The organism is Paenibacillus terrisolis, from assembly GCF_056171975.1.
Genome location: NZ_JBKFGG010000034.1, coordinates 63650 through 84983 on the forward strand (window position 1 = coordinate 63650; position 21334 = coordinate 84983).

A 21334-nucleotide genomic window follows, 5' to 3' on the forward strand; every position below is an offset into this window, starting at 1 on the left:
TCAACTTCAAAACCGCAAAATACAGGGAGGTTACAGCAATATGGGCTTGCCACGTAAAAAGAAATTCAAATTCGCCACATTGACCCTCGTCACTGTCATGCTGTTCACGATTGCGGCCGGCTGCGGCGGCAGCGGCAAGAATGAAGCCAAGCCGGACGATTCGGCAAACGCGGGAAATTCGCAAAACTCCTCCGGATCCGCAGATGCATCTTATCCGTTAAAGGCGGACGCGGACAAACCGCTGACCTACTGGGCCGAATACGGCTCGGTGAAAGCGACGATGGACCAGGTTCCTTTTTTCCAGGAATGGCAAAAACGCACGGGAGTGCCGCTTAAGTTCATCAGCCCTCCCGCCGGGCAATCGAAGGATGCTCTGAACATTATGCTTGCATCCGGCGATCTTCCGGACATGATCGAATACGACTGGTTCAACTTCCCGGGCGGACCGGAAAAGGCCATCGCCGAAGGTTACATTCTTCGCTTGAATGACGTCATCGACAAATACGCGCCGAATCTGAAAAAATTTCTTCAGGAAAATCCCGAAATCGATAAGATGCTGAAAACCGATAACGGGAGCTATTATACTTTTCCTTTCCTGCGCGGCGACCCTCTGCTGCAGGTATATCAAGGACCGATCATCCGTCAGGACTGGCTCGACGAGCTTGGTCTCAAGGTGCCTGAAACGATCGACGACTGGCATACGATGCTGACGGCCTTTAAAGAAAAGAAAGGCGCAACGGCTCCGCTGTCTTATGTTTTCCAATCCGAATTTTTGAACAATGGAGCTTTTATCGGCGCGTTTGGCACGAGCCATACCTGGTATCAAGATAACGGAACCGTGAAGTTCGGTCCCATGCAGCCGGGATACAAGGAATTTCTGAACACGTTCCGCCAGTGGTATGCCGAGGGACTGCTCGATAAAAACATCGCCAATGTGGACGGCAAAGCTCTGGATTCCAACATCACGACCGGAGTCACCGGCGCCACCGTCCATAATTCCGGCAGCGGCATCGGCAAATGGCTTCCTCTGCTTCAGGAGGAAGATCCGAAAGCCGGCCTGGTCGCGGCACCATATCCGGTACTGCATGCCGGAGACGTTCCGATGCTCGGCCAAAAGGACCCGATCTATACGACGGGAACGAACGTAGCGATCACATCCAAAGCGCAAAACGCGGAACTCGCCGCCCGCTTGCTTGACTGGGGCTACAGCGAAGAAGGACATATGTATTTCAACTTTGGGCAAGAAGGGGTCAGCTACGAAATGAAAGACGGCAACCCTACCTACACCGATTTGCTCATGAACAATCCGGATAAGCTGTCCCCTTCCCAGGCGATGTCTTTGTATATCCGCGCCAACTACGGCGGCCCGTTCGTTCAGGATAAGCGCTACATCACCCAATACCTGGCTCTTCCGGAACAGAAATCAGCGCTGGAAACTTGGGCCAAAACGGATGTCGACAAATATAAAATGCCGCAAATCACGCCTACGCCGGAGGAAGCTTCGGAGCTCGCGCAAATTATGAACGACGTAAATACGCTGGTGGACGAAATGACGCTTAAAATCATCATGGGCAATGAATCGGTCGACGCGTTCGACGGATATATGGATAAGCTCAAAACGCTGGGTATCGACCGCGCGATCGAAATTCAGCAAGCTGCCCTGGACCGCTACAATAAACGCTAAACGTTAGTTGGGAGATGGCAAAGAGGGGCGGGAGATTCGGGGACTCGCCCCTCTCCCATTTAAGGAGAGAAAAACATGAACAAAGCCGTATTCCGCAAGAGGTTTATCCGGGATTTTTTGACCAACAAGTACTTGTATTTGATGATGCTGCCCGTGATCGCTTACTATGCCATATTCAATTACGCCCCGATGTACGGCGTGCTGATCGCTTTCAAAGAATATTCGCCGCTCAAAGGAATTATGGACAGCCCTTGGGTCGGCCTGGATCATTTCAAGACGTTTTTTGACAGTTACTATTTCGGGCGCGTGCTGGAAAACACCTTGATTATCAGTGTGTATTCATTGATTTTCGAATTTCCCGCCCCGATTATTCTGGCGATTCTGATTAATGAAGTGCGCAGCAAAACCTACAGAAAGGTCGTTCAATCCGCCACCTACATGCCTTATTTTATTTCGATGATCGTGATTGCCGGCTTAATCCGGGATTTTACGGACAGCGGAGGCGTGATCAATACCCTTTACACTTATTTCGGCGGAGACGGCACCGCTATGCTACAGCATGCGGGATTATTCCGTCCGATCTACATCCTGTCGGAAATTTGGCAAAAAGCGGGCTGGGAGTCGATCATTTATCTGGCCGCGCTGATGGGGATCGATCAGGAGCAATATGAAGCCGCGCGCATGGACGGAGCCGGACGGCTCAAACAAATGTGGTACATCACTCTTCCGGGAATTCTCCCGACGATCGTCATTTTATTTATTCTGCGTATGGGGAATTTGCTGAACGTCGGATTTGAAAAGATCATTCTTCTGTATAATCCGGTGGTGTACGAAACGGCAGACGTCATTTCTTCCTTCGTGTACCGGAAGGGGCTGCTGGAATTCAGCTGGAGCTACAGCACCGCGGTCGGGGTGTTCAACTCCGTAATTAATCTGGTCCTGCTCGTCCTGGCCAACTGGATCAGCAGAAGAGTGACCGATAACAGCCTGTGGTAAACAACCCCGTCCGATCATTGAATAAGTTTCGGCTGCATTAGGAGGTGCCCTATTGAAAACGACTTTGTCGGAGAAAATTTCACTATATATCATCTATTTCGTATTGTTTTTACTGATTGTCGTTACGGTTTATCCGCTGATTCATGTCATCTTCGCCTCATTCAGCAATCCGAACGAAATCATCTCGCACAAAGGCCTGCTGTGGAAGCCGCTGGGCTTCAATCTGGAGGCATATAAGCTGGTTTTTGCCGACCCGGGCATCTACACGGGATACCGGAACACCCTATTTATCGTCGTGGCCGGCGTTGCCCTTAACCTGTTGATGACCGCGCTCGGCGCCTACGTGCTCTCAAGGAAAAACGTGATGTGGAACAAAGCGTTCATGATGCTCATCACCTTCACCATGTTTTTCAGCGGCGGGCTTGTTCCGTTCTACCTGGTGGTCAAAGGCGTCGGCTTATACAACACGCTTTGGTCGACGATCATTCCGTTTGCCATCAATACGTTTAACCTGATCGTCATGAGAACTTCGTTCATGGCCGTTCCGGACAGCCTGGAGGAATCCGCGAAAATCGACGGGGCCAATCATTTTGTCATTCTGTCCCGGATCATCATTCCGCTGTCGCTGCCCGTCATCGCCGTAATGGGGCTTTATTATGCGGTGGAGAAATGGAACGGCTGGTTTTACGCCTCCGTCTTTATTCAGGATCACGATCTGTACCCGCTGCAAATTTTTCTGAGACAGATTCTGATCTTGAGCTCAACGGATACGATGACGTCAAACTCCGCGGTAGGCGAACAATTCCAAATCGGGGCAACGATCAAATACGCGACCATTGTTGTGGCCACGCTCCCGATTTTGTGCGTATATCCGTTTATTCAACGCTATTTTGTGAAGGGCGTCATGATTGGAGCTTTAAAAGGATAACCCGACGTCCGTGCAAGCCAAAATTCATCACCTAAGTCCGCTGCCGGGCGTATCATCTCTCGATGCTTCCCTGCGGCGGATTTTTATCCGAAGTATTTAATCACAAACTCCCTGAATTCCTCCGCGGCCGGCGATAGGTATCTTCCTTCAACCCGCGCGATACCGATATCTCTGCGGCAGACCGGTTCGCATACGGAAACCCAAGCCAGACCCTCCATTTCAAGCCCTTTGCTTTTCGGCAAAATAGAAACCCCCAGTCCGGCGGCGACCAGCCCGGCAATCGTGTGGACGTCCTCGCCTTCGAACAAAATCGGCGGGTTGATTTCCGCTTTTATGAGCAGATGATTAATAATTTTGCGCAGTCCATACCCTTCTTTAAAAGAAATCAGCCGCTCGTTCGCAATCTCCTTGAGCGGGAGGCAATCGGTCCCTGCCAAACGGTGCCCTGCGGGAACGACGAGGAACAATTCCTCGCTGCACAGCCGAACCCAATCGACGTTCAAATTCGTATCCTGCGGAGGAGAAACGAGGCACAAGTCAATCTCTCCCGCCATCAGATGGTTCAGAAGATAGAAGGTATTGTTCTGATGCAGTTGAAAAGAGACATTCGGATTCTTGGTCCGAAACCTGCCGATCAGATTGGGGATTTGCTGAATGCCCAGCGTATGCAAAAATCCCAGCGATACCTCCCCGTGCTCCGGACTCAGCAAATCTTCGATCTCCTGCTTGCCGGAGTGGTATTCCTCCAAAATGCGCTGAACATGCTCCAAAAACAATATTCCGTAACGATTAAGCTGGATCGAGCGTCCCCGTCTTTCGAATAACGGAGCTCCCAGCTCCGTTTCCAACCTGGCAATGGACCGGCTGAGCGCCGGCTGCGTGATGTTAAGCTCTTGCGATGCCAGGGTCATGTGCTGCAAACGTGCGGTCGCCTCGAAATACTCCAGCTGCTGCCATTCCATACTGTACAACTCCCTATCATTCATTACGTGAAGTATATGAAACTAATGAAAGTAATGCATTATACTTTGTTTCATTCCCATCATATACTTAATTTGTCGGTTAGAAAACCAAAAATAGAGAATTGGATAGGACAGGAGAGTAAGGCATGGATTTCATCGAGATAGGAAGCTCGGCGCACCGGCGGGCAGCCGCCAGTATGCTGATGGGGAGCATCGTCACTTTTGCCGTTTTGTACAGTCCCCAATCGCTGATCAGCTTGTTTTCCAAAGAGTACAACGTTACCCCGGCAACGGCCGGAGCCTCAATATCGCTGGCGACGGTAGGGCTGGCAATCGGCCTGATTCTCGTCTCGGCGCTGGCGGGCCGCTGGAACCGCAAAGTATTGATGAGCTGCTCGCTCGTGCTCACCTCGGTTTTGGCGTTATTATCATCTTTTTGCCATAATTTCACTTTATTCCTGATTCTGCGCTTCGTGGAAGGCATCAGTATTTCAGGGTTTCCGTCCATCGCGATGGCCTACTTGAACGAAGAATTTCGTCCCAAGACCATAGGCCGGGTGATGGGCATTTATATTGCCGGGACCTCCATCGGCGGGTTCACCGGACGGATCGTCATCGGGACGCTCACCGACCTCTTCAATTGGCAGGTCGCCATGATGATGCTTGGCATAACAAGCCTGCTGTTCAGCCTTTGGTTTTGGCGGTATCTTCCGGCGTCGCGCAACTTTGCGGCACGGAAAGTGTCCCTGAAACAATGGAAAACGGGGATGCTGAGCAATTTGCTGAACAAAAAGCTGGTCTTCCTGTTTTTGACCGGTTTCGTGCTTATGGGCGTATATATCATGATTTTGGACTATATCGGATACCCGCTGACCAGCAGCCCGTTCAACCTGAGCCAAACCGCCTTCGGATTCCTGTTTGTCGTTAATTTGGTCGGTACGTTCAGCTCCATCTGGTTCGGGAAACTGGCGGACCGCCATCCCAGATCCCATGTCATCGGCATCGGTATCGCCATTCTGATGGCCGGGACGCTGCTGACGGAGGTTCCGGTGCTGAGCGTCAAAATCCTGGGAGTCGCCGTGGTCGCTTTCGGCTTTTTCGCGGGGCATTCGGTGGCGAGCGGCTGGGTCGGCGTGCTCGCGGACAAGTCGCATAAAGCCGAGGCCTCGTCGCTGTACCTGCTGTTCTATTACGGCGGGTCCAGCTTCGTCGGCTGGTCGGGCGGCATTTTCTATCATCAGATCGGCTGGAACGGCATGATTTATTACGGCTGTATTTTGCTGGCCGCCGGCGCGGCGGTTACCTATCTTGCGGGGAGAACGAAATCGGTTCGCCTGCCGCATTTGCAATTGAAGCAGCGTTAAACCGGAAACGGGTCGATAAAAGCTGCGGGACCGCATCGGTCCTATCCCGCCTCGCCTCCTTCATTCAGGCAAAGCCGGATTTATGATAGAATCAATAATTATAAATCTTTAGCTTATGGATGGTGTTATCAAAGGAGGCTTGGTGCGGATGAATGAAATCGTCTCGAAACAATGGGTGCTGGCGCGTTTGTATGAACCCGATCTTGTCATTGCGGACTGCCGGTTCGAGCTTGGGAAACCTCTTGCCGGGCGGGAAGCTTATGAGGCGGGCCATCTGCCGGGAGCCGTGTATTTTGACCTGGAGCGGGATCTCTCCGCTCCGGTCTCGGCGCACGGCGGGCGGCATCCCCTGCCCGATCCCGCCGAGCTTGCGGCGCGGCTAGGCCGGGCAGGGATCGGCAGCAGCACCAGGGTCGTCGCCTACGACGACCAGGGAGGCATGAACGGCTCCCGGCTGTGGTGGCTGCTGCGCTGGCTGGGCCATGACGAAGTCTTCGTCATGGATGAGGGATTTGCCGCCTGGCAGGCCGGCGGCTACCCCGTCACCGCTGAGCGGCGGATCACGGTTCCCGCCGCTTTCACCCCCTCCCCTCGGCCGGACATGCTGGCCGATGTGGAGGACGTCCGCCGGGCGCTCCGCGATCCCGGCGTGCTGCTCGTCGACTCGCGGGCCGGGGACCGCTACGCCGGCGAGGTCGAGCCGCTAGACGTCAAGGCGGGGCATATCCCGGGCGCGATCAATCGCTTCTGGAAGCAGGTCCTTGACGACAGCGGCTCATGGAAAAGCGGCGAGCCGCTCCGGGAGCAGCTCGCCCCGGCAGCGGCCGCGCTCGACGCCGGCCGCGAAGTGATCGTCTACTGCGGCTCCGGCGTCAGCGCCTGCCCGAACGTGCTGGCCCTGCACAAGCTCGGCTACCCGCAGGTAAAGCTGTACGCGGGAAGCTGGAGCGACTGGATCTCGTACGAGGACAACCCAGTGGCTACGGGGGGAGAGAAATAAAGACAAGCCCGCGCTGAGCGCGGGCTTTTTTGCTTGGTGCTATGATGGTACAGAAGGCGTACATCGGGCCGGGAGATATACAGAGTCAACGGGGAATCAACGCTGGCGATGAATCTGCGAGACGGTCAAGCCAATCGTCCCCTTCGAACTTGTGCGATCCCTGATGACTAAGTCCGATGAGCTACTGTGTCATTTCCCAATCCAGCAGCGTAAAACGCTTCTTCATCTGACCTTAGCACATGGTACTAATTCCTGAAAGCAGAAGCTTAAGCTATTCAGGAGGGAGCCCCCCTAAATTCCCCACTACTTGTGACACGGTTCACCACGCTGTCTATAAAAACAAGTTACATATCGTCAATAAACTCGTGTACTGTCAATCAACCGGAGTACTTAAGGTATTGCGAAAATGCTTAACGTCGTTCATTGGCGGGCGGCCAAACATACGGCTATACTCCCGGCTGAACTGCGAAGGACTCTCATAGCCAACCTGAAAGCCTGCATCAGCAGCTTCCATCCCCTCTGAGAGCAGTAAACGACGTGCGGTCTGCAGCCGGATGGCCTTCTGATATTGCAGGGGACTTATTGCTGTGACCTTTTTGAAATACTTGTGCAAAGAAGAAGGACTCATGTTTGCTACCCTCGCTAACTCCTCGATCACAAGCGGCTTGGAGTAATCGCGGTTAATCAGTTGGATCACTTTGGAAATGTTATGTGAATAACTGCCGGGAATAGAGAATTGTCTGATTAAGGCGCCTTGCTCACCCTTTAGCACACGATAAAGGATCTCGCGGATAATGATAGGTGCAAGGAATTCAATATCCTCAGGGGTATCCAGAAGCCGAATAAGCCGGACCAGTCCATCAAGTAACGGCGGCTCGGACTGGCTCACCAATATGCCCCGTCCCGTTTTTCCGTCCCAAGGGATGCTGCTGCTATGCATGATGTCCAGAATGACATCCGGAGAAATGGATAATTGAAGGCTTAGATAAGGAAGCTCTGGCGAGGCTTCTGTGATTATTCCGACTACAGGCAGATACACCGAACTAACCATATAGTTGGCCGGATTGCATACGTAATTATCCCCTGCCAACGTTGCTGTCTTGGAACCTTGTGCGATCACGTATAGAGAAGGCATATTTACTGAATGCCTTGGCTCGGACACATGGCTTGAGCGTCTGAAGCACAGCTCCGGCACTGTTGAAGCATGTGTTCCGTCCGAAGGTGCGTGACGTTGAATAAGAAGAATCAGTTCTTGCAAAAGAGCAGAAATAGTAGAGGGAGGGGAGAATTTATTCATGCTTTACTTTTCCTTTCCAAGAATGTTTGATGGCTAATTATATTACACCGAATAGGATTAGGCAAGAATAAGAGGCGATCCGTCTACCTGACTCAATCACATTCCACTTATAATTTGCTTGCAGGATAAGAAACTAATGAAAGAAGGACTGAGTATGAGTATTGAGAATAAAGTCGTCATTATCACGGGGGCAAGTAGCGGGATTGGAGAAGCAACAGCACTGTTGCTTGCCGAACGCGGAGCAAAAATAGTGCTTGGGGCACGCGGAGCGGATCGTCTTGAAGCGTTGGCGGCTCGCATTGTAAATAGAGGTGGCGAAGCTGTTTATGCAAGCACAGACGTGAGACGGCGCGAGGATCTAAGCAGACTTGTTACATTAGCTTGCGAACGGTATGGAAAGCTTGATGTTCTCGTCAGCAATGCTGGGGTTATGCCCATTTCCCCTCTCGATGACCTGCGTGTCGAAGATTGGGAGGACATGATTGACGTTAATGTAAAAGGTGTTCTGTATGGCATTGCTGCAGCTTTGCCAATCTTTCGCAAGCAGGGCTTCGGGCACTTCGTGAACACCGCTTCTACAGCAGGACATAAAACAGTGCCGAGTCAGTCGGTCTACTCCGGAACGAAATTCGCTGTTCGTGCCATCTCGGAGGGGCTGCGCCAAGAGGCGGGCAATAAGCTACGTGTAACCATCATTTCGCCCGGTATTGTAAAGACCAGTTTCACGGAGAATGCGACAGACCCAGTATTGCAAGAAAAACTCAAACTGGCGATGACGCCGGATGCAGTAGCACGCGCAATTGCATACGCAATCGAACAACCGGATGATATTGATGTGAACGAGATCGTGATCCGTCCCACCGCTCAGGTGTAACCTGAAAAATAAGCGAAAAACTGGTGTCATCAGCAGTTTCCTTCAGCGTCCCATAGGACATGCAAAGCATGGATTTGGAATTCAATTCACAGTGCAACAAACATTTGTTTGAACTGGCCCCTTCTGCCGAATTGGCGGAAGGGATCCTTGCTGTGAACCGGCAATCTTACCGTCAAGGATCCTCCATCCAGGTATCAGCAAATCTGCCGTAACCCCTCAGTATAGTTTAGAAGGGACAAATACTTTCCTCATGCTCCCCGACAAACTTCGCCAGCTCCTTAACCTGAGCCGTTTCATTGTTCCGCGGCCAGCAAAAGGCAAAGTCCATAGTGAATTTTGGCTTGATGAGCGGAATAAAGGCAATATCCTTATCAAAGGTTTTACTTAAACAGCCAAGGACAAGCGAGATTCCCACCCCGGCGGACACAAGTGCGATTACTGCCTGATCATTGGCGGCCTCAAAAACTTCCGCATCCAAAAAGCGATTATCGTCCCTGCGGACCATGAACCGGGATTCTGCAAGTACTCCTTGTATTGATCGTTGATAATATAAGTCCGAGTGGAAGTAGGGTTCTTCAGCCCGAACTTTTCCCACATCGCCGGATCATTCGAACCTCCAAGCTTTACGAGCATATTCGCCGACTCTCTATTCATTTTAGCCGGAATTTGCTCGTAGGCTTGGATGATTTGCGCATGAAACTCGTCGATCGGATTGCGGTTAACAAGGCTCGTCAAATGGATGCCTTCGCGAATATAAGAAACGTATGCCAGATGGTCAGCCCAGAACTTGTCGATATAATAAAGCCGTACCCGCTGCTCCGAAGGACTCATCTTCGTCTCGCCTCTTAAAATTCCGAGCCGCTCCTCATATAGCATTCGCCTCTGTTCCTCCACCATATCCGAATAACCGTTCAATTCCTGTTGGATATCGAAGTTTTGGCCCATAATAACGCGCTGAATATGCTTAATTTTGCTGTGGAGCGCCGGCTCTTCGAGAGCCTCATCCTGCCTAGGAGCGCGAATCGCTTTATCGATGCCGAACCGAACCAACAACTCGTCTTCCAAGCTTAAGAAAAATACGGAAGCCCCCGGATCGCCTTGGCGGCCGGATCGCCCGCGCAGCTGGTTGTCGATCCGTACGCTTTGGTGCATATGCGTACCAATCACGTACAACCCGCCCAGCTTGGCGACAACTTCCGCTTGCGTGGGGTTGCCCCTGCCGAGCCGAATGTCGACGCCGCGTCCCGCCATATTCGTAGACACTGTCACGGCGCCGATTTCTCCCGCTTTGGCGATGAGCTCGGCTTCTTTTGCGTCATTTTTCGCATTCAGAACATGGCAAGGTACGCCGGCAACCGCTAGCGCCACCGCCAGCATGTCAGACTCCTCAACGCTTGATGTACCAATGAGAATTGGGCGCCCCGCCCTATGCACGGCCGAGATTTCTTGTATAAGCGCCTTGAATTTGGCTTCCTTATGGGTATAAATCCGATGCGGATGGTCGATCCGTATGTTTGGGCGGTTCGGCGGGATTTGCACGACCTGCAGCGCATAAATTTTTTCGAATTCCATTGCGGAAGCTTGCGCGGTCGCCGTCATTCCGCAAATCTTTGGATATAGGCTAAGGAAGTGTTGAAGGGTGATCGTACCGAGAATGATCCCGCCGGCAAAGGGCTGTAGTCCTTCTTTAGCCGTAAGCGCGGCTTGCAGCCCGTCCGGCAAATGCCTGTTCTCCGCCACGCGGCCGGTATATTCGTCGATCAGCTCGATTGTTCCGTCCCGGACGATGTAATCGACGTCTTTTTTCAATAACAATTCCGCATGCAGGGCGCAATTTAACGACATTAACAAATGACTATTATGGCTTTCGTACAAATTGCTGCATCCCAGCAGCGATTCCGCTTTCGCCGATCCCGCTTCATTTAAATAAACGTTCCGCTTGAACTCGTCGAAGTCGTAATCCTCATCTTGCTTGAGCTGCCTAGCCACTTCTGCGAAATGAATGCCGTCGCTCTTGGAGGAACCCGGCTCTCCGGCGATGACCAGCGGCACCCGCGCTTCGTCGAGAAGCAGTGAATCCGCTTCGTCGACGATGACGTTGTGGAAAGGACGATGCACGGTATCGAATGGGTCTAGAGCGATCGTGTCGCGCAAATAATCGAATCCCGCCTCTTTGGCCGTAACATAGGTTATATCCGCGGCGTACGCTCTCCGTTTCTCGGACAAGCTCATGCCCGCTTGAACCGTGTTTACCGTTAACCCCAGGAAACGATAGATCGGGCCCATCCACTCCGCGTCCCGATTTGCCAAATAATCGTTAAAAGTGAGCACATGAACGCCTTCACCGGTTAGCGCATTTAGATAAGCAGACATAACGGCAGAAAGCGTTTTTCCTTCGCCGGTATGCTGCTCGATCAGAAATCTCTCGTGCAGAGCGACGGCAGCCATAATCTGGACATCGTAGGGCTGTAATCCAAGCATTCTCTTCGCTGCCTCGCAGACTAACGCATAGGCATCGACCAGCAGTTCGTCCAAAGGCGTACCCGATTTTGCTTTCTTTTTCAGCCGGAGAGATTCCGCTTGCAGCTGCTTTTCGTCCCATGCTTCCAAATTCCGTTTCCTGATGAGCTCCGCTTTATCCCGGTAGCCTTTCAGTTGTAGCCGGGTATCGCGGTCTTTGAATTCTCGTATTAACTTGACGGCTAAATTCATCGGAATTTGACCCCTCCCGGTTAGAAATACTCGATTCTATTTTTTTCTACTCATCCTTTAACCGTCGCCCATACAAAACAACAGATACAATCGTTAATACAATCGTCCATGCCAAAATAATCAGGAGGGGTTTTAATAAATCTCCAGTCGTAAAGCCTATATTACGTATATCCAGCAAACGCACAAGTTGAAGGTTTGGTGCATACTCCAGCACTTTGAAAATTGGATAATCATCCACTAGCAACATTCCTCCATATGGTAAACCGAATACGATCGCCACAGGAACTATAGATAATGAGGCTTCAAGTAGCGTCTTGGAGAATAAACCACATATCGTTCCAGCTGCTGTATATAGAATAATCGAAAGAATGATTGCTGCCACAAACGCCCATATACTAGCCGGCTCATAGCCAAATAGATACGTAGCAATAGCCAGAACAACGGCAGACATGACAAGGACTAAAGTACTTTTGCCGATTAAAACATCCGTGGTCGTGGCCGGAGTCATCATTAATGATCTTAAAGTGTTACGCTCCTTTTCTTCCGCAATCAAGCATGCTTGTGCAAAACATGTTAGTATCACAAACGAAAGATTAAGAACTAAACCGAAAGCTCCAGGCAACAAAGACGGGTCTACACCTCGAAGAAGAAGTGCAAAGACTATTGGAAAAATCAACATAATGGAGACCGCATAATTACGTGAAAACTCTTTGTAATCCTTCACAAATATCGCTCGCACACGTTTTAATGAGATACTCATAGTAACTCACTTCCTGTCATCTTAATGAAGATATCGCCCAGACTTGGCTCTTTCGTTTCTAAGCGATCAATTAACCCTCGTTTCATCCAATCGGATATTTGATCGGCCGTTTCCTCATCGAGCGGGAGCTCGTATGCTTCTCCATTGATTAAATCAACACAAACTACGTTTTCCCGATGCTGTTTTTTTAGTTCCTTGGGTGAACCGATGGTTTGAATTTGTCCTTGATACAAAATCGCTACACGGTTACATATCAATTCTGCTTCAGCCATATCATGCGTAGTTAAAAAAATCGTTGTCCCTTTCTCATTTAAGTAGCGCAGGCCTTTATAAATATGTGCTGAGTTTACCGGATCTAAAGCCGAAGTAGGTTCATCCAGGAATAATAATTCCGGCTCATGGATAATCGCGCATGCCAGCAGGACACGCTGACGCATCCCTTTCGATAGGAGATTGACTTTCTTTTTGCGCTCTCCGCTTAGGTTTACAAACTGCAGCACCTTATCGATCGAAGATCCGGGAAGATCATATAACCTACGATACAGCTCCAGATTTTCCTCAATCGTTAACCTCTCATATAGTCCGCTGTTGTCCGTCAAAATGCCAAAGCGCATCTTCTGTGCAGACTGATGCATCATCTCCGCCGGCTGATTAAATACACTTGCCTGTCCGCTTGTCGGATTTAACTGAGCGGTTAAAATCTTTATTAATGTTGTTTTTCCTGAACCGCTCGGACCCAGGAAACCAAAAATTTCACCTTTCGGAATGGAAAAAGACACATTCGCTAACGCATCCTTATTCCCAAATCTCTTTCGAATACGTTCGACTTGGATAACATCCATTAACACCACTTCCTTAGAGTTAATGGCATAAGTATATAAAGATTGCATGCTTCCAGCCATCAAAACCCGCCGAAATGTAGCTGTTTCCGCCTGAATGGTACCACCCTATGCTTGATTGGTTCGGCATTACTCCGGAAATTAAATGCGAAGAAGCGCTTTTAATTCCTGCAATTTTGAGCGGGATAACGGAACCACGGCATCTTTTCCTGTATTTAATCGCAAGCTGTAGCTATTCTTCGTCCACGTAATAATCTCTCTTACCTTTTGCAAGTTAACGATGTAGGATCGATGACACCTAAAAAAACCGAAATTTAACAATCTCTGCTCGAGCTCGGTTAGCGTCAGAGCACAAGCATAATGTTCTCCGCCCACATGAACAAGGACCGAACCCTCTATACTTTCTATGTAATCGACTTCAGGCGGATCAAATAAAATCACCTTGTCATTTCTTTTAGTAGATATCTTCTGCAACGTTATATTGGCCCGATCTTGTTCCTGCACTTCCTGCTTATCCTCTTCCGAGTCCCGAATATCCAGTGGATGAAATCCGGATTCATTCAATCGATAAATGACATCGCAGGAAATAAGGGCATCCTCCAAATTCGAAGTCAAAATTAAAAGCTGCTTCCCTTTCGAAAGGTCATCCAAAATCCGTTTATAATGACGACGATCTTGCTCTTCCAAGTAAAAATAGGGTTCCTCCAGTACAAGTGTGGGCTGATGCGCAAAAAAGACACGCAGCAATGTAACATACATCCTTTTCGATGAGCTTAGATCCTTGATTTTTACCTTTCGTTCTTCCTTTAAAGCAAAATAATCCATTAACAAAGCGACTCGGTCGTCCCTCTCCGTTACTTTGATCAGAAAAGTGATTAGCTCTTCCACCGTTAGACGCATATACTCGCTTTGTCCGGCTCGAAATAAATAATATTGGGAATGATTCGCCAATTGATTCATTAAAAGCTGCTTTCGCTTCAAGTCCGTTATAATGCCAATCGATTGGTTCGATGTCATATTAAATTCGATCTTCGGTAGAAATAATTCCCCGTCAACATACATTGGTTGAAATTGCATGCCATCCTCCTGGTCAGCGCCGCTATAGGATATAATAAACAATTATAATGTTGGGATACTTTTCTGTCACAAACATAAAGAAGGCTGTCGAGACTTTCTCAACAGCCAGAACGGCAAATACGCTTTATTTTGCTGGATTAGCTGAGTGTAATACCGCAAATGAGATGCACGACGGCGCCGACAGAGGAGCCTATCATCATGCCCCGTTCTTTTTTGTTCGCGGCAATGACGGCATCGAGGATTTGAATCACGGCAGCCGTAAAAAGAACCCAAGCGGCGGCGAGCCCGCCGGGCCAAAAAGGCAAAATGCCGGCGGCCAGTCCGAATGGAATGGAACGTGCCGCATACATGCGCGCGTAAAATAACTCGCCGGCAACAGCATGACCGGAGCCGGACAAAGCCCCCGGCCGGATCAGAGCCACTACGGCAGCCCCTGCGGAAGCAAAGGATGCCAGCAAATTCAGAAGCAGAAGAATGGTTTGCATGGGTCAGCACCTTTCTCGGAAAATGAGTTCCCGTATAGCCCTCCCGGGGATTTCCGCAACATGGCAGCGCGAAATTCGTACGTGGTTAAGCCGACAAACGACAAAGCGACCGGCTAGCAGTTATCCGCCAAGTAGATTCCCTCCGGGGAATTTATTCTTTTCTGCTCTATATACTCGTAGCTGTCCAGCTTGTAGGTAATCGCTTCAAATGCCCTGTTCAACTCTTTCTGCTTTCTCTGCAGCTCCTCCTGGTGCGCTTTCAGGATCATCTTTCTCTCCGGAATGGTTTCTTCCCCCTGCAGCGCCAATTCCACGATTTTTTTCAAATCCGTCAATTTCATGCCGGTAGCGCGAAAACACATGATTAACCGAATCCAGTCCAGATCGGTTTGCGTAAAATAGCGCTTGCCATTCCCATCCCGATTTATAAAGGGAAGCAATCCCTCCCTCTCATAATAGCGAATCGTGTATGCCGGACATGTCAGGATTTCCGAAACTTCCCCTATCGATAATTTCATTCCTTCACTCCTCCCATACCTTGTTCGAATCATCCACAAGTATTCCGCCTAGGCCTCATTCCACCTGTACAAATTATCGTAGCACTTAAAGTGAACTTCAAGTCAACTCACTTCGGTTCGCGGAAACAAGGCTTTTAAAAATAACATTTGACTTGAAGTCAACTTTAAGTCGTATCATCCTTTTGAGCCTTTGGGCTCCAACAAAATACCAGGAGGTAAACCAATGAGTAAAACTGTTCTGATCACAGGTACATCCACAGGTTTTGGACAGGCCATGGCGATTCAGTTCGCCAAGCAAGGCTGGGAAGTTGTCGCCACCATGCGAAATCCTGTAAAGGCAGATCCCGAGTTTGGAAAATACAGCAATATCAAGGTGATGGCCCTCGATGTAACCAAACCCGAAATGATCACAAGCGTTGTCAAGGAAGTGACAAGTCAATATGGCAGCATCGACGTACTGGTCAACAATGCCGGTTACGCACAGCTCGGAACCGTTGAGGAAGTAACGCTGGACGAAGCAAGGGCGCAATATGAAACCAACGTATTCGGAGTTATCGGCGTCACTCAGGCCGTCTTGCCGCAAATGAGACAACGCCGCTCCTGACACATTATCAACACCTCTTCCATGGGAGCCCTTCAGAGCTTGGCGACGATGCCCGTCTACTGCAGCTCCAAAGCCGCTCTGGAAAATCTGAGCGAAGGCATGGCAGAAGAAGTTAAAGGGTTGGGCATAAAAGTTACGCTCGTTGAGCCGGCGGGATTCAAAACCGGCTTCCAGAACAATACGACAGCGGCCATAAGCAAAATACCGGATTATCAGGCAAGCTACGATTGGATGGACAATTTAGCAGAAACCGCCCCATACGGCAATGTGGAGAAGGCAATGATGGCTGTTGTGGACATAGCGGGGACTGACAACCCGCCAAGAAGACTGGCGCTGGGCAGCATGGGGCTTGTTATGGCCCGGACACAGCTGAATGCCATGCTGGACGAATACGATAAATGGGAACAAGTTACCGCAAGCGCGGACTGAAGCCCATTACCTAGAGATAACGCTCGCATAGATCAGACACGGTGAAAATCTAAAAACAGACTTTCAGACAAGAAGGATGTCAAGCGCCGTGCAGCGGCGGACTCGACATCCTTCTTTGATCTCCAGCGGCAACGAACCGGCCTCATTCAGGAATAAAGTACATGCCCAAATAAATGAATGCCTTGGAATGCGGGTTCTTCAGCTTACCTTAAACTGCGCAATCAACAGCTGCAGTCCGTCCGCTTTTGAAGCCAGTTCCATGGAAGCCGAGGCAACCTCATGTATGGAAGCCAACTGCACTTCTGACGAGGCCGCGGCGTTCTGCGAATGACCGGCGGCGTTGCGGGCGATACCCGCGAGCTGATCCACCGTCGCGGTCAACTGCTCCGTGCCTGCCAGCAATTCTTCCGAGGAAGACGATACCTCATGAATCTGAGCGTTGATGTCCCGAATGCCTTCCAGAATTCCAGTGAACATCTCTCCCGCTTCTCCGATGGTCTGTGCACCTTTATTCACCAGTTCGCTATTGCCGAGCATGGCTTCCGCAACGCGGTCGCTCTCCGCGTGAATTTCGACAATCAGACTGCCGATTTTGCCGGCCGCGTCCGCTGTCTGCTCCGAGAGCTTTTTGACTTCGGCCGCGACAATCGAGAAGCCGCGCCCGTATTCACCGGCCCGCGCCGCCTCAATGGAAGCATTCAACGCCAGCATGTTCGTCTGGCTGCTGATTTCGGTAATGAGTCCGCTGAAGCTGCCGATCTGGTCAGTCCTTGCTCCCAGGGAAGCAACCAGCCCAGAGGTTTCCGCCGCAGAGCTCTCTATTTTTCTCATTTGAGCCTCGGCCTGAGCAATCTTCTCATATCCGCTGCCGGCCTGTCTGGAGACCAGATCCGTCAACTCGGCCGCATGAACGGAGGATTCCGCGATCCGCTGTACTCCCGCCGACATCTCCTCCATGGCTCTTGCCGATTCGCCGGTCGCTTGAAGCTGGGTATCCGCACCTGATGCCACGCCCTTAATGGCTTGGACCACTTTCTCCGTTGTTTCATGGGTTTGGGCGGAGCTGGTCATCAGTTGTTCCGAGGTTGACGCCACCTGAAACGTATTGTCGGCAACCTGTCCCAATAATTCTCTTACTCTTTCCAGCATCCGGTTAATGTACTGAGCCATTTTGGCGAATTCATCCGAACCGTCGATACTCAGATTTTGGGTGAAATCGCCCTCAGCCATGGATTGCGCCAAGTTATTGACCCGAGACAGTCTTCCGGTAATGGATCTGCTGTACAAATGCACGGCAAGCAGGGTCACGATCAACCCGGCCAGTCCGATCGCAACCATCGTGGCCAGCAGCGATTTAAGCGGCGCATACAGCTCCGCCTCGGAAATTGTCAGGCCGAGCACCCAGCCGGTGGTAGGAAGCTTCTCGTAATACAGCTGGTGCTTGCCCTGATCGTTCGTATAGGTAACCATCCCCCGGTCCTGCGCCATCATTTCTTTTCCCGCCTGTGCCAGGGAAGTATTGGTCTCATCGGTAATCTTCAGCTTCATAATTTTATCTTTATCGGGACCGGCGATATAATTCCCCTGTGTATCCAGAAGCATCGCCCAGCCGGTATCTCCGACCTGAGTCTCTTCGATCTCCTTCTGCATCGTCTTCAGGTTGATATCCCCGGTAATCACGCCCTGCAGGGTATGGTCCGCCCGGAAAAAAGGCACGGTAAACGTCGTCATGGTCGTATCCGTACCCGGATCATAATAAGGGTCGGTAATCCCCGTCTTTTCCTTGCCGATCTTGTACCAATCCTGCTCCGGATAATTGTATGACGGATCGCTGTACTGCTCGGTGGTCACAATCTTATCCCCGTCACGGTAAGCGTATGTAGAGAAGAAATCAACATTCGGATCATATTGTTTCGGTTCAAAATAAACACCCACGCCAAACGTATCCGCGTTGCTTTCCAGCGCGTGACTCAGAATCGTTTGGTACTGCTTCAGCGAATAGGCGGACGCGTCGCTTTCCAGTGCGCGGGCCAGCACCTCAGGCACTTTGCCGTGAGCGCTCAAGTTGGAATAAATCTGATTGGAAACCTCGGAGAGCTGCACGTTCATTTTTTCCCGAATCTGTGTCTGGATAATAGATTTGGAGTAGCTGTAAGCGAAAATGGCAACGATAAGCAAGGTAACCAGGAAAGCCGGCATTATGATCGCGAATGTTCTCGTCCGAATGCTTTTGAAACCCTTACGTCCAATTTTCTTGAAGAACATTTCCCTCATGGTTATCTCTCCCTATTGGTTTTTTTCTGTTACTAAGAGAATTGTAGCAATGAAATATGCGCAAAATGTAAGCTGATGTCGAATCTTTGCTCAAGATAATGAAATTTTCTGAAAGTTTAAACAAACGTTCAAAACTTCTCGCGGTCATGTCCGATAACGCTGCTAATGGAAGTTTTCCAGCGCAAAAAGCCTAGAGAATCGCGCCCAATGCGATTCTCTAGGCTTTTATTTATAAGCGGTTTTCCAGTTGCAGCAAACTGGCCCAGCAGCCGCTTTTTATTAAGGATTCAGCGATACGATAATTTTGCTGATGTTGGCCCCGCCATTCCCCCCGCTTAACCGGATGACATTATTTCCACCCGAATTCAAAGCGACTTGGAGGCTGGCCTGCCCCGTATAATTGCCCCAGCCGCCTGTACCCGGAAGCGTCAGCGAATAACCGTTTCCGCTCGAATCGCCGCTGGTGTTCACCTTAAAAGTAGACTGGTTGTCCGCGGAGGCGTAAATCACGGTAACCGTAGCTTGGCCGCCGGAACCCCCGTTAATGCCGGTTAACTCAACGTAAGAGCCTGAAATATGCAGATTCTCAATCGTTCCGTTGGATCGGGTCGCTCCGCCGCCAACCGTGACATTGCTTCCGCTCATCGGGTATTCAGTGTCCTGGTCCTGGCCGCCCGTAGGAATCAGCGACACGATGACTTGATTTACGTTAGCTCCTCCCATGCCGCCGCTCAGCTTGATGATGTTGTTCGTGCCCGGATTCAAATCAATCAGTCGATTGGTCCGGCCGGTATAATTTCCCCAGCCGCCCGTGCCCGGCAAGGCCAGGAAATACCCGTCTCCGGCCGTATCGCCGCTGGCGTCCACCTTAAAGGCCGCCCCGCTGTCGCCTGAAGCGTACAATACGGTAAGCAGCGCCTTGCCGCCTGCTCCGCCGTTGATGCCGCTCAGTTGGATATAGGAGCCGGAAGTATGCATATTTTCAATCGTGCCATTGGACCGGGTGGCTCCGCCGCCGAAGGTCACATTCCCGTCATTCATGCCGTATGGCGTTTGCTGGGTGTATTCGTCGAAGTTCTCATTGATCAGATCATAATACTTGATTTCCGTGGCATGGGAACGCGGTCCAACAGCTGGGACGCCGTCGCTGGTTTGAACAACCTTTTGAATCGTGCCGTCCGCATTAAAATTGACCTTATCCACGCAGACGGAGCGCAGCGTACCGTTGGAGGAGATTTTTCCGTTATGATAGAACATGTACCAGTTTCCCTTGTATTCAACAATGGAGCCGTGCGTCGTTCCGCTGCTAGGAACCGGATCGAGAATAACGCCGCGGTTCGTCCATGGTCCCAGCGGGCTGCTGCTCGTTGCGTAGCGCATTTGGTTTCCGCTCGGATTATTGTCGGCATACATCAGGTAATAGAGATTGCCCCGCTTAAAAACCCAGCTGGCTTCATGGAAATCCTGCAGCTCGGTGAACTGCTTGACCGGACCGTCAATGGACATCATATCGGCCCCCAGCTTGAACCCGATGGCTTGTCCGCCTCCTCCGGCATACATATAATAAGTTCCATCATCATCGCGGAACACACTCGGGTCTATCAGATTGCCTCCCGGAAGACCTTGAATATACCCCTGAACGGTGAAATCCGCGGCAGGCTTGTCGCTGGTCGCCACTCCGATTTTCCAGGTATCGTTCCAGTTCGATCCGCTCGGATGAGGGAAATAGAAGTAGTAGGTTCCATCTTTATAAGCCGCATCCGGAGCCCACATGAAGCCGCCCTCGGGCCGTCCCCACGGCACATCGTCAGCGCTCAGAATCTCTCCCTCGTCCACCCAGTCAACCATATTGTCCGACGAGAATACGTGATATTTATCCATCAGATCACTGCCTCTGGAAGGAAAAATATCGTGCGAAGGGTACACATAAATCCGTCCGTCATTCCACACATGCGCGGATGGATCGGCGGTGAAGATGCTGGTGAAAATCGGGTTTCCTGACACGGTAACAGGATCGGCAGCCGAGGCAGAGGATGTGAATCCCGTAAAAACGGACAGCAGCAACGTTCCGGTCGAAAGCAGGCCCACAAGCTTTTTCTTCATAAAAATGTTACCTCCTCCATTATGGATTGGATGAAATTGTAAATTCTAGGACTAGCTCTAGCTTACAATATATGTAATCTGTTGTGTAGTGAGGTAATCTTAAACTTTTCCGGGTCTATCTTGGCTTAATTTCCCGAAACTACTCGAATGGCACAGATGAGAACTGCGACGACCGGCAGAGATAAATCATGGCCTCGCGTCAAACGAGTGATTGCTCTAAGGTTACAAGGGTTCTAGGGTTCTAAGACTAGCTCTCGAAGTCCACTGATTTACGATCTAATAGAAGGAAAAGCTCCAGCTAATTTAAGCAAAATGAGGATTTTCGACGTTTTAACTGGAAATGCTCCCACTGCTATGAACGAATTTGTCAATCCCCCTGTTTTTCCCCCTTTAAACTAAGGGTTTTCAATTCCTTGGGCACAGAGACA

17 protein-coding genes and 1 pseudogene are annotated in these 21334 nt (G+C 50.5%); 7 read left to right on the plus strand and 11 right to left on the minus strand.

Annotated elements, in window-relative coordinates:
- Positions 1–40 precede the first annotated feature (40 nt).
- From ACI48K_RS21740 to ACI48K_RS21750, 3 genes are all read left to right on the plus strand, one after another.
- Positions 41–1684, plus strand: a complete 1644-nt coding sequence (locus ACI48K_RS21740; RefSeq protein ID WP_475029735.1) for an extracellular solute-binding protein — start codon at positions 41–43, stop codon at positions 1682–1684.
- Between the two features lie 75 nt (positions 1685–1759).
- Positions 1760–2680: an ABC transporter permease gene (locus tag ACI48K_RS21745; RefSeq protein ID WP_475029736.1), complete on the plus strand. Its 921-nt coding sequence runs from the start codon at positions 1760–1762 to the stop codon at positions 2678–2680.
- A gap of 52 nt (positions 2681–2732) precedes the next feature.
- Positions 2733–3608 (plus strand): carbohydrate ABC transporter permease, encoded by an 876-nt coding sequence (locus ACI48K_RS21750; RefSeq protein ID WP_475029737.1) that lies wholly within the window; start codon positions 2733–2735, stop codon positions 3606–3608.
- Between the two features lie 83 nt (positions 3609–3691).
- On the opposite strand, the gene ACI48K_RS21755 is transcribed toward ACI48K_RS21750, so the two are convergent.
- The gene (locus tag ACI48K_RS21755; protein WP_475029738.1) at positions 3692–4570 is read right to left on the minus strand and encodes a LysR family transcriptional regulator; all 879 of its coding nucleotides are present in this window, start codon (positions 4568–4570) and stop codon (positions 3692–3694) included.
- 146 nt (positions 4571–4716) lie between these two features.
- Here ACI48K_RS21755 and ACI48K_RS21760 point away from each other — a divergent pair, with 146 nt between their 5' ends.
- On the plus strand, positions 4717–5934 hold the full coding sequence (locus tag ACI48K_RS21760) for an MFS transporter (RefSeq protein WP_475029739.1): 1218 nt from the start codon (positions 4717–4719) through the stop codon (positions 5932–5934).
- 148 nt (positions 5935–6082) lie between these two features.
- On the plus strand, positions 6083–6934 hold the full coding sequence (locus tag ACI48K_RS21765) for a sulfurtransferase (protein WP_475029740.1): 852 nt from the start codon (positions 6083–6085) through the stop codon (positions 6932–6934).
- Between the two features lie 373 nt (positions 6935–7307).
- On the opposite strand, the gene ACI48K_RS21770 is transcribed toward ACI48K_RS21765, so the two are convergent.
- Positions 7308–8231, minus strand: coding sequence for an AraC family transcriptional regulator (locus ACI48K_RS21770; protein WP_475029741.1), 924 nt, complete (start codon positions 8229–8231; stop codon positions 7308–7310).
- 136 nt (positions 8232–8367) lie between these two features.
- Here ACI48K_RS21770 and ACI48K_RS21775 point away from each other — a divergent pair, with 136 nt between their 5' ends.
- Positions 8368–9105: an SDR family oxidoreductase gene (locus tag ACI48K_RS21775; protein ID WP_475029742.1), complete on the plus strand. Its 738-nt coding sequence runs from the start codon at positions 8368–8370 to the stop codon at positions 9103–9105.
- A 226-nt stretch (positions 9106–9331) separates the two neighbouring features.
- Here the strand turns inward: ACI48K_RS21775 and ACI48K_RS21780 are convergent, their stop codons facing one another.
- From ACI48K_RS21780 to ACI48K_RS21810, 7 genes are all read right to left on the minus strand, one after another.
- Entirely contained in the window at positions 9332–9583 is a 252-nt protein-coding gene (locus ACI48K_RS21780) for a LysR substrate-binding domain-containing protein (RefSeq protein WP_475029743.1), read from the minus strand.
- Positions 9541–11817, minus strand: coding sequence for an accessory Sec system translocase SecA2 (secA2, locus tag ACI48K_RS21785; protein WP_475029744.1), 2277 nt, complete (start codon positions 11815–11817; stop codon positions 9541–9543). The genes ACI48K_RS21780 and secA2 overlap by 43 nt, the downstream gene beginning before the upstream one ends.
- Positions 11818–11863: 46 nt before the next feature.
- Entirely contained in the window at positions 11864–12577 is a 714-nt protein-coding gene (locus tag ACI48K_RS21790) for an ABC transporter permease (RefSeq protein WP_475029745.1), read from the minus strand.
- Positions 12574–13419 carry an ABC transporter ATP-binding protein gene (locus ACI48K_RS21795; RefSeq protein ID WP_475029754.1) on the minus strand — a complete coding sequence of 282 codons (846 nt, stop codon included), beginning with the start codon at positions 13417–13419 and terminating at the stop codon, positions 12574–12576. Before ACI48K_RS21795 ends, ACI48K_RS21790 begins: the two co-directional genes overlap by 4 nt.
- A gap of 138 nt (positions 13420–13557) precedes the next feature.
- A complete protein-coding gene (locus ACI48K_RS21800) occupies positions 13558–14493 on the minus strand; it encodes a LytTR family DNA-binding domain-containing protein (protein ID WP_475029746.1) in 936 nt (311 codons plus the stop codon).
- Positions 14494–14630: 137 nt separating this feature from the next.
- Positions 14631–14978: a hypothetical protein gene (locus tag ACI48K_RS21805; RefSeq protein WP_475029747.1), complete on the minus strand. Its 348-nt coding sequence runs from the start codon at positions 14976–14978 to the stop codon at positions 14631–14633.
- Between the two features lie 113 nt (positions 14979–15091).
- On the minus strand, positions 15092–15496 hold the full coding sequence (locus ACI48K_RS21810) for a MerR family transcriptional regulator (protein ID WP_475029748.1): 405 nt from the start codon (positions 15494–15496) through the stop codon (positions 15092–15094).
- Between the two features lie 223 nt (positions 15497–15719).
- On the opposite strand from ACI48K_RS21810, the pseudogene ACI48K_RS21815 reads away from it, so the two are divergent.
- Positions 15720–16529, plus strand: a pseudogene (locus tag ACI48K_RS21815) (SDR family NAD(P)-dependent oxidoreductase).
- 198 nt (positions 16530–16727) lie between these two features.
- Here ACI48K_RS21815 and ACI48K_RS21820 read toward each other — a convergent pair.
- Complete coding sequence (locus ACI48K_RS21820) at positions 16728–18803, minus strand: methyl-accepting chemotaxis protein (RefSeq protein ID WP_475029749.1); 2076 nt, start codon at positions 18801–18803, stop codon at positions 16728–16730.
- A gap of 279 nt (positions 18804–19082) precedes the next feature.
- The gene (locus ACI48K_RS21825; protein WP_475029750.1) at positions 19083–20906 is read right to left on the minus strand and encodes a family 43 glycosylhydrolase; all 1824 of its coding nucleotides are present in this window, start codon (positions 20904–20906) and stop codon (positions 19083–19085) included.
- Between the last annotated feature and the right edge of the window lie 428 nt (positions 20907–21334).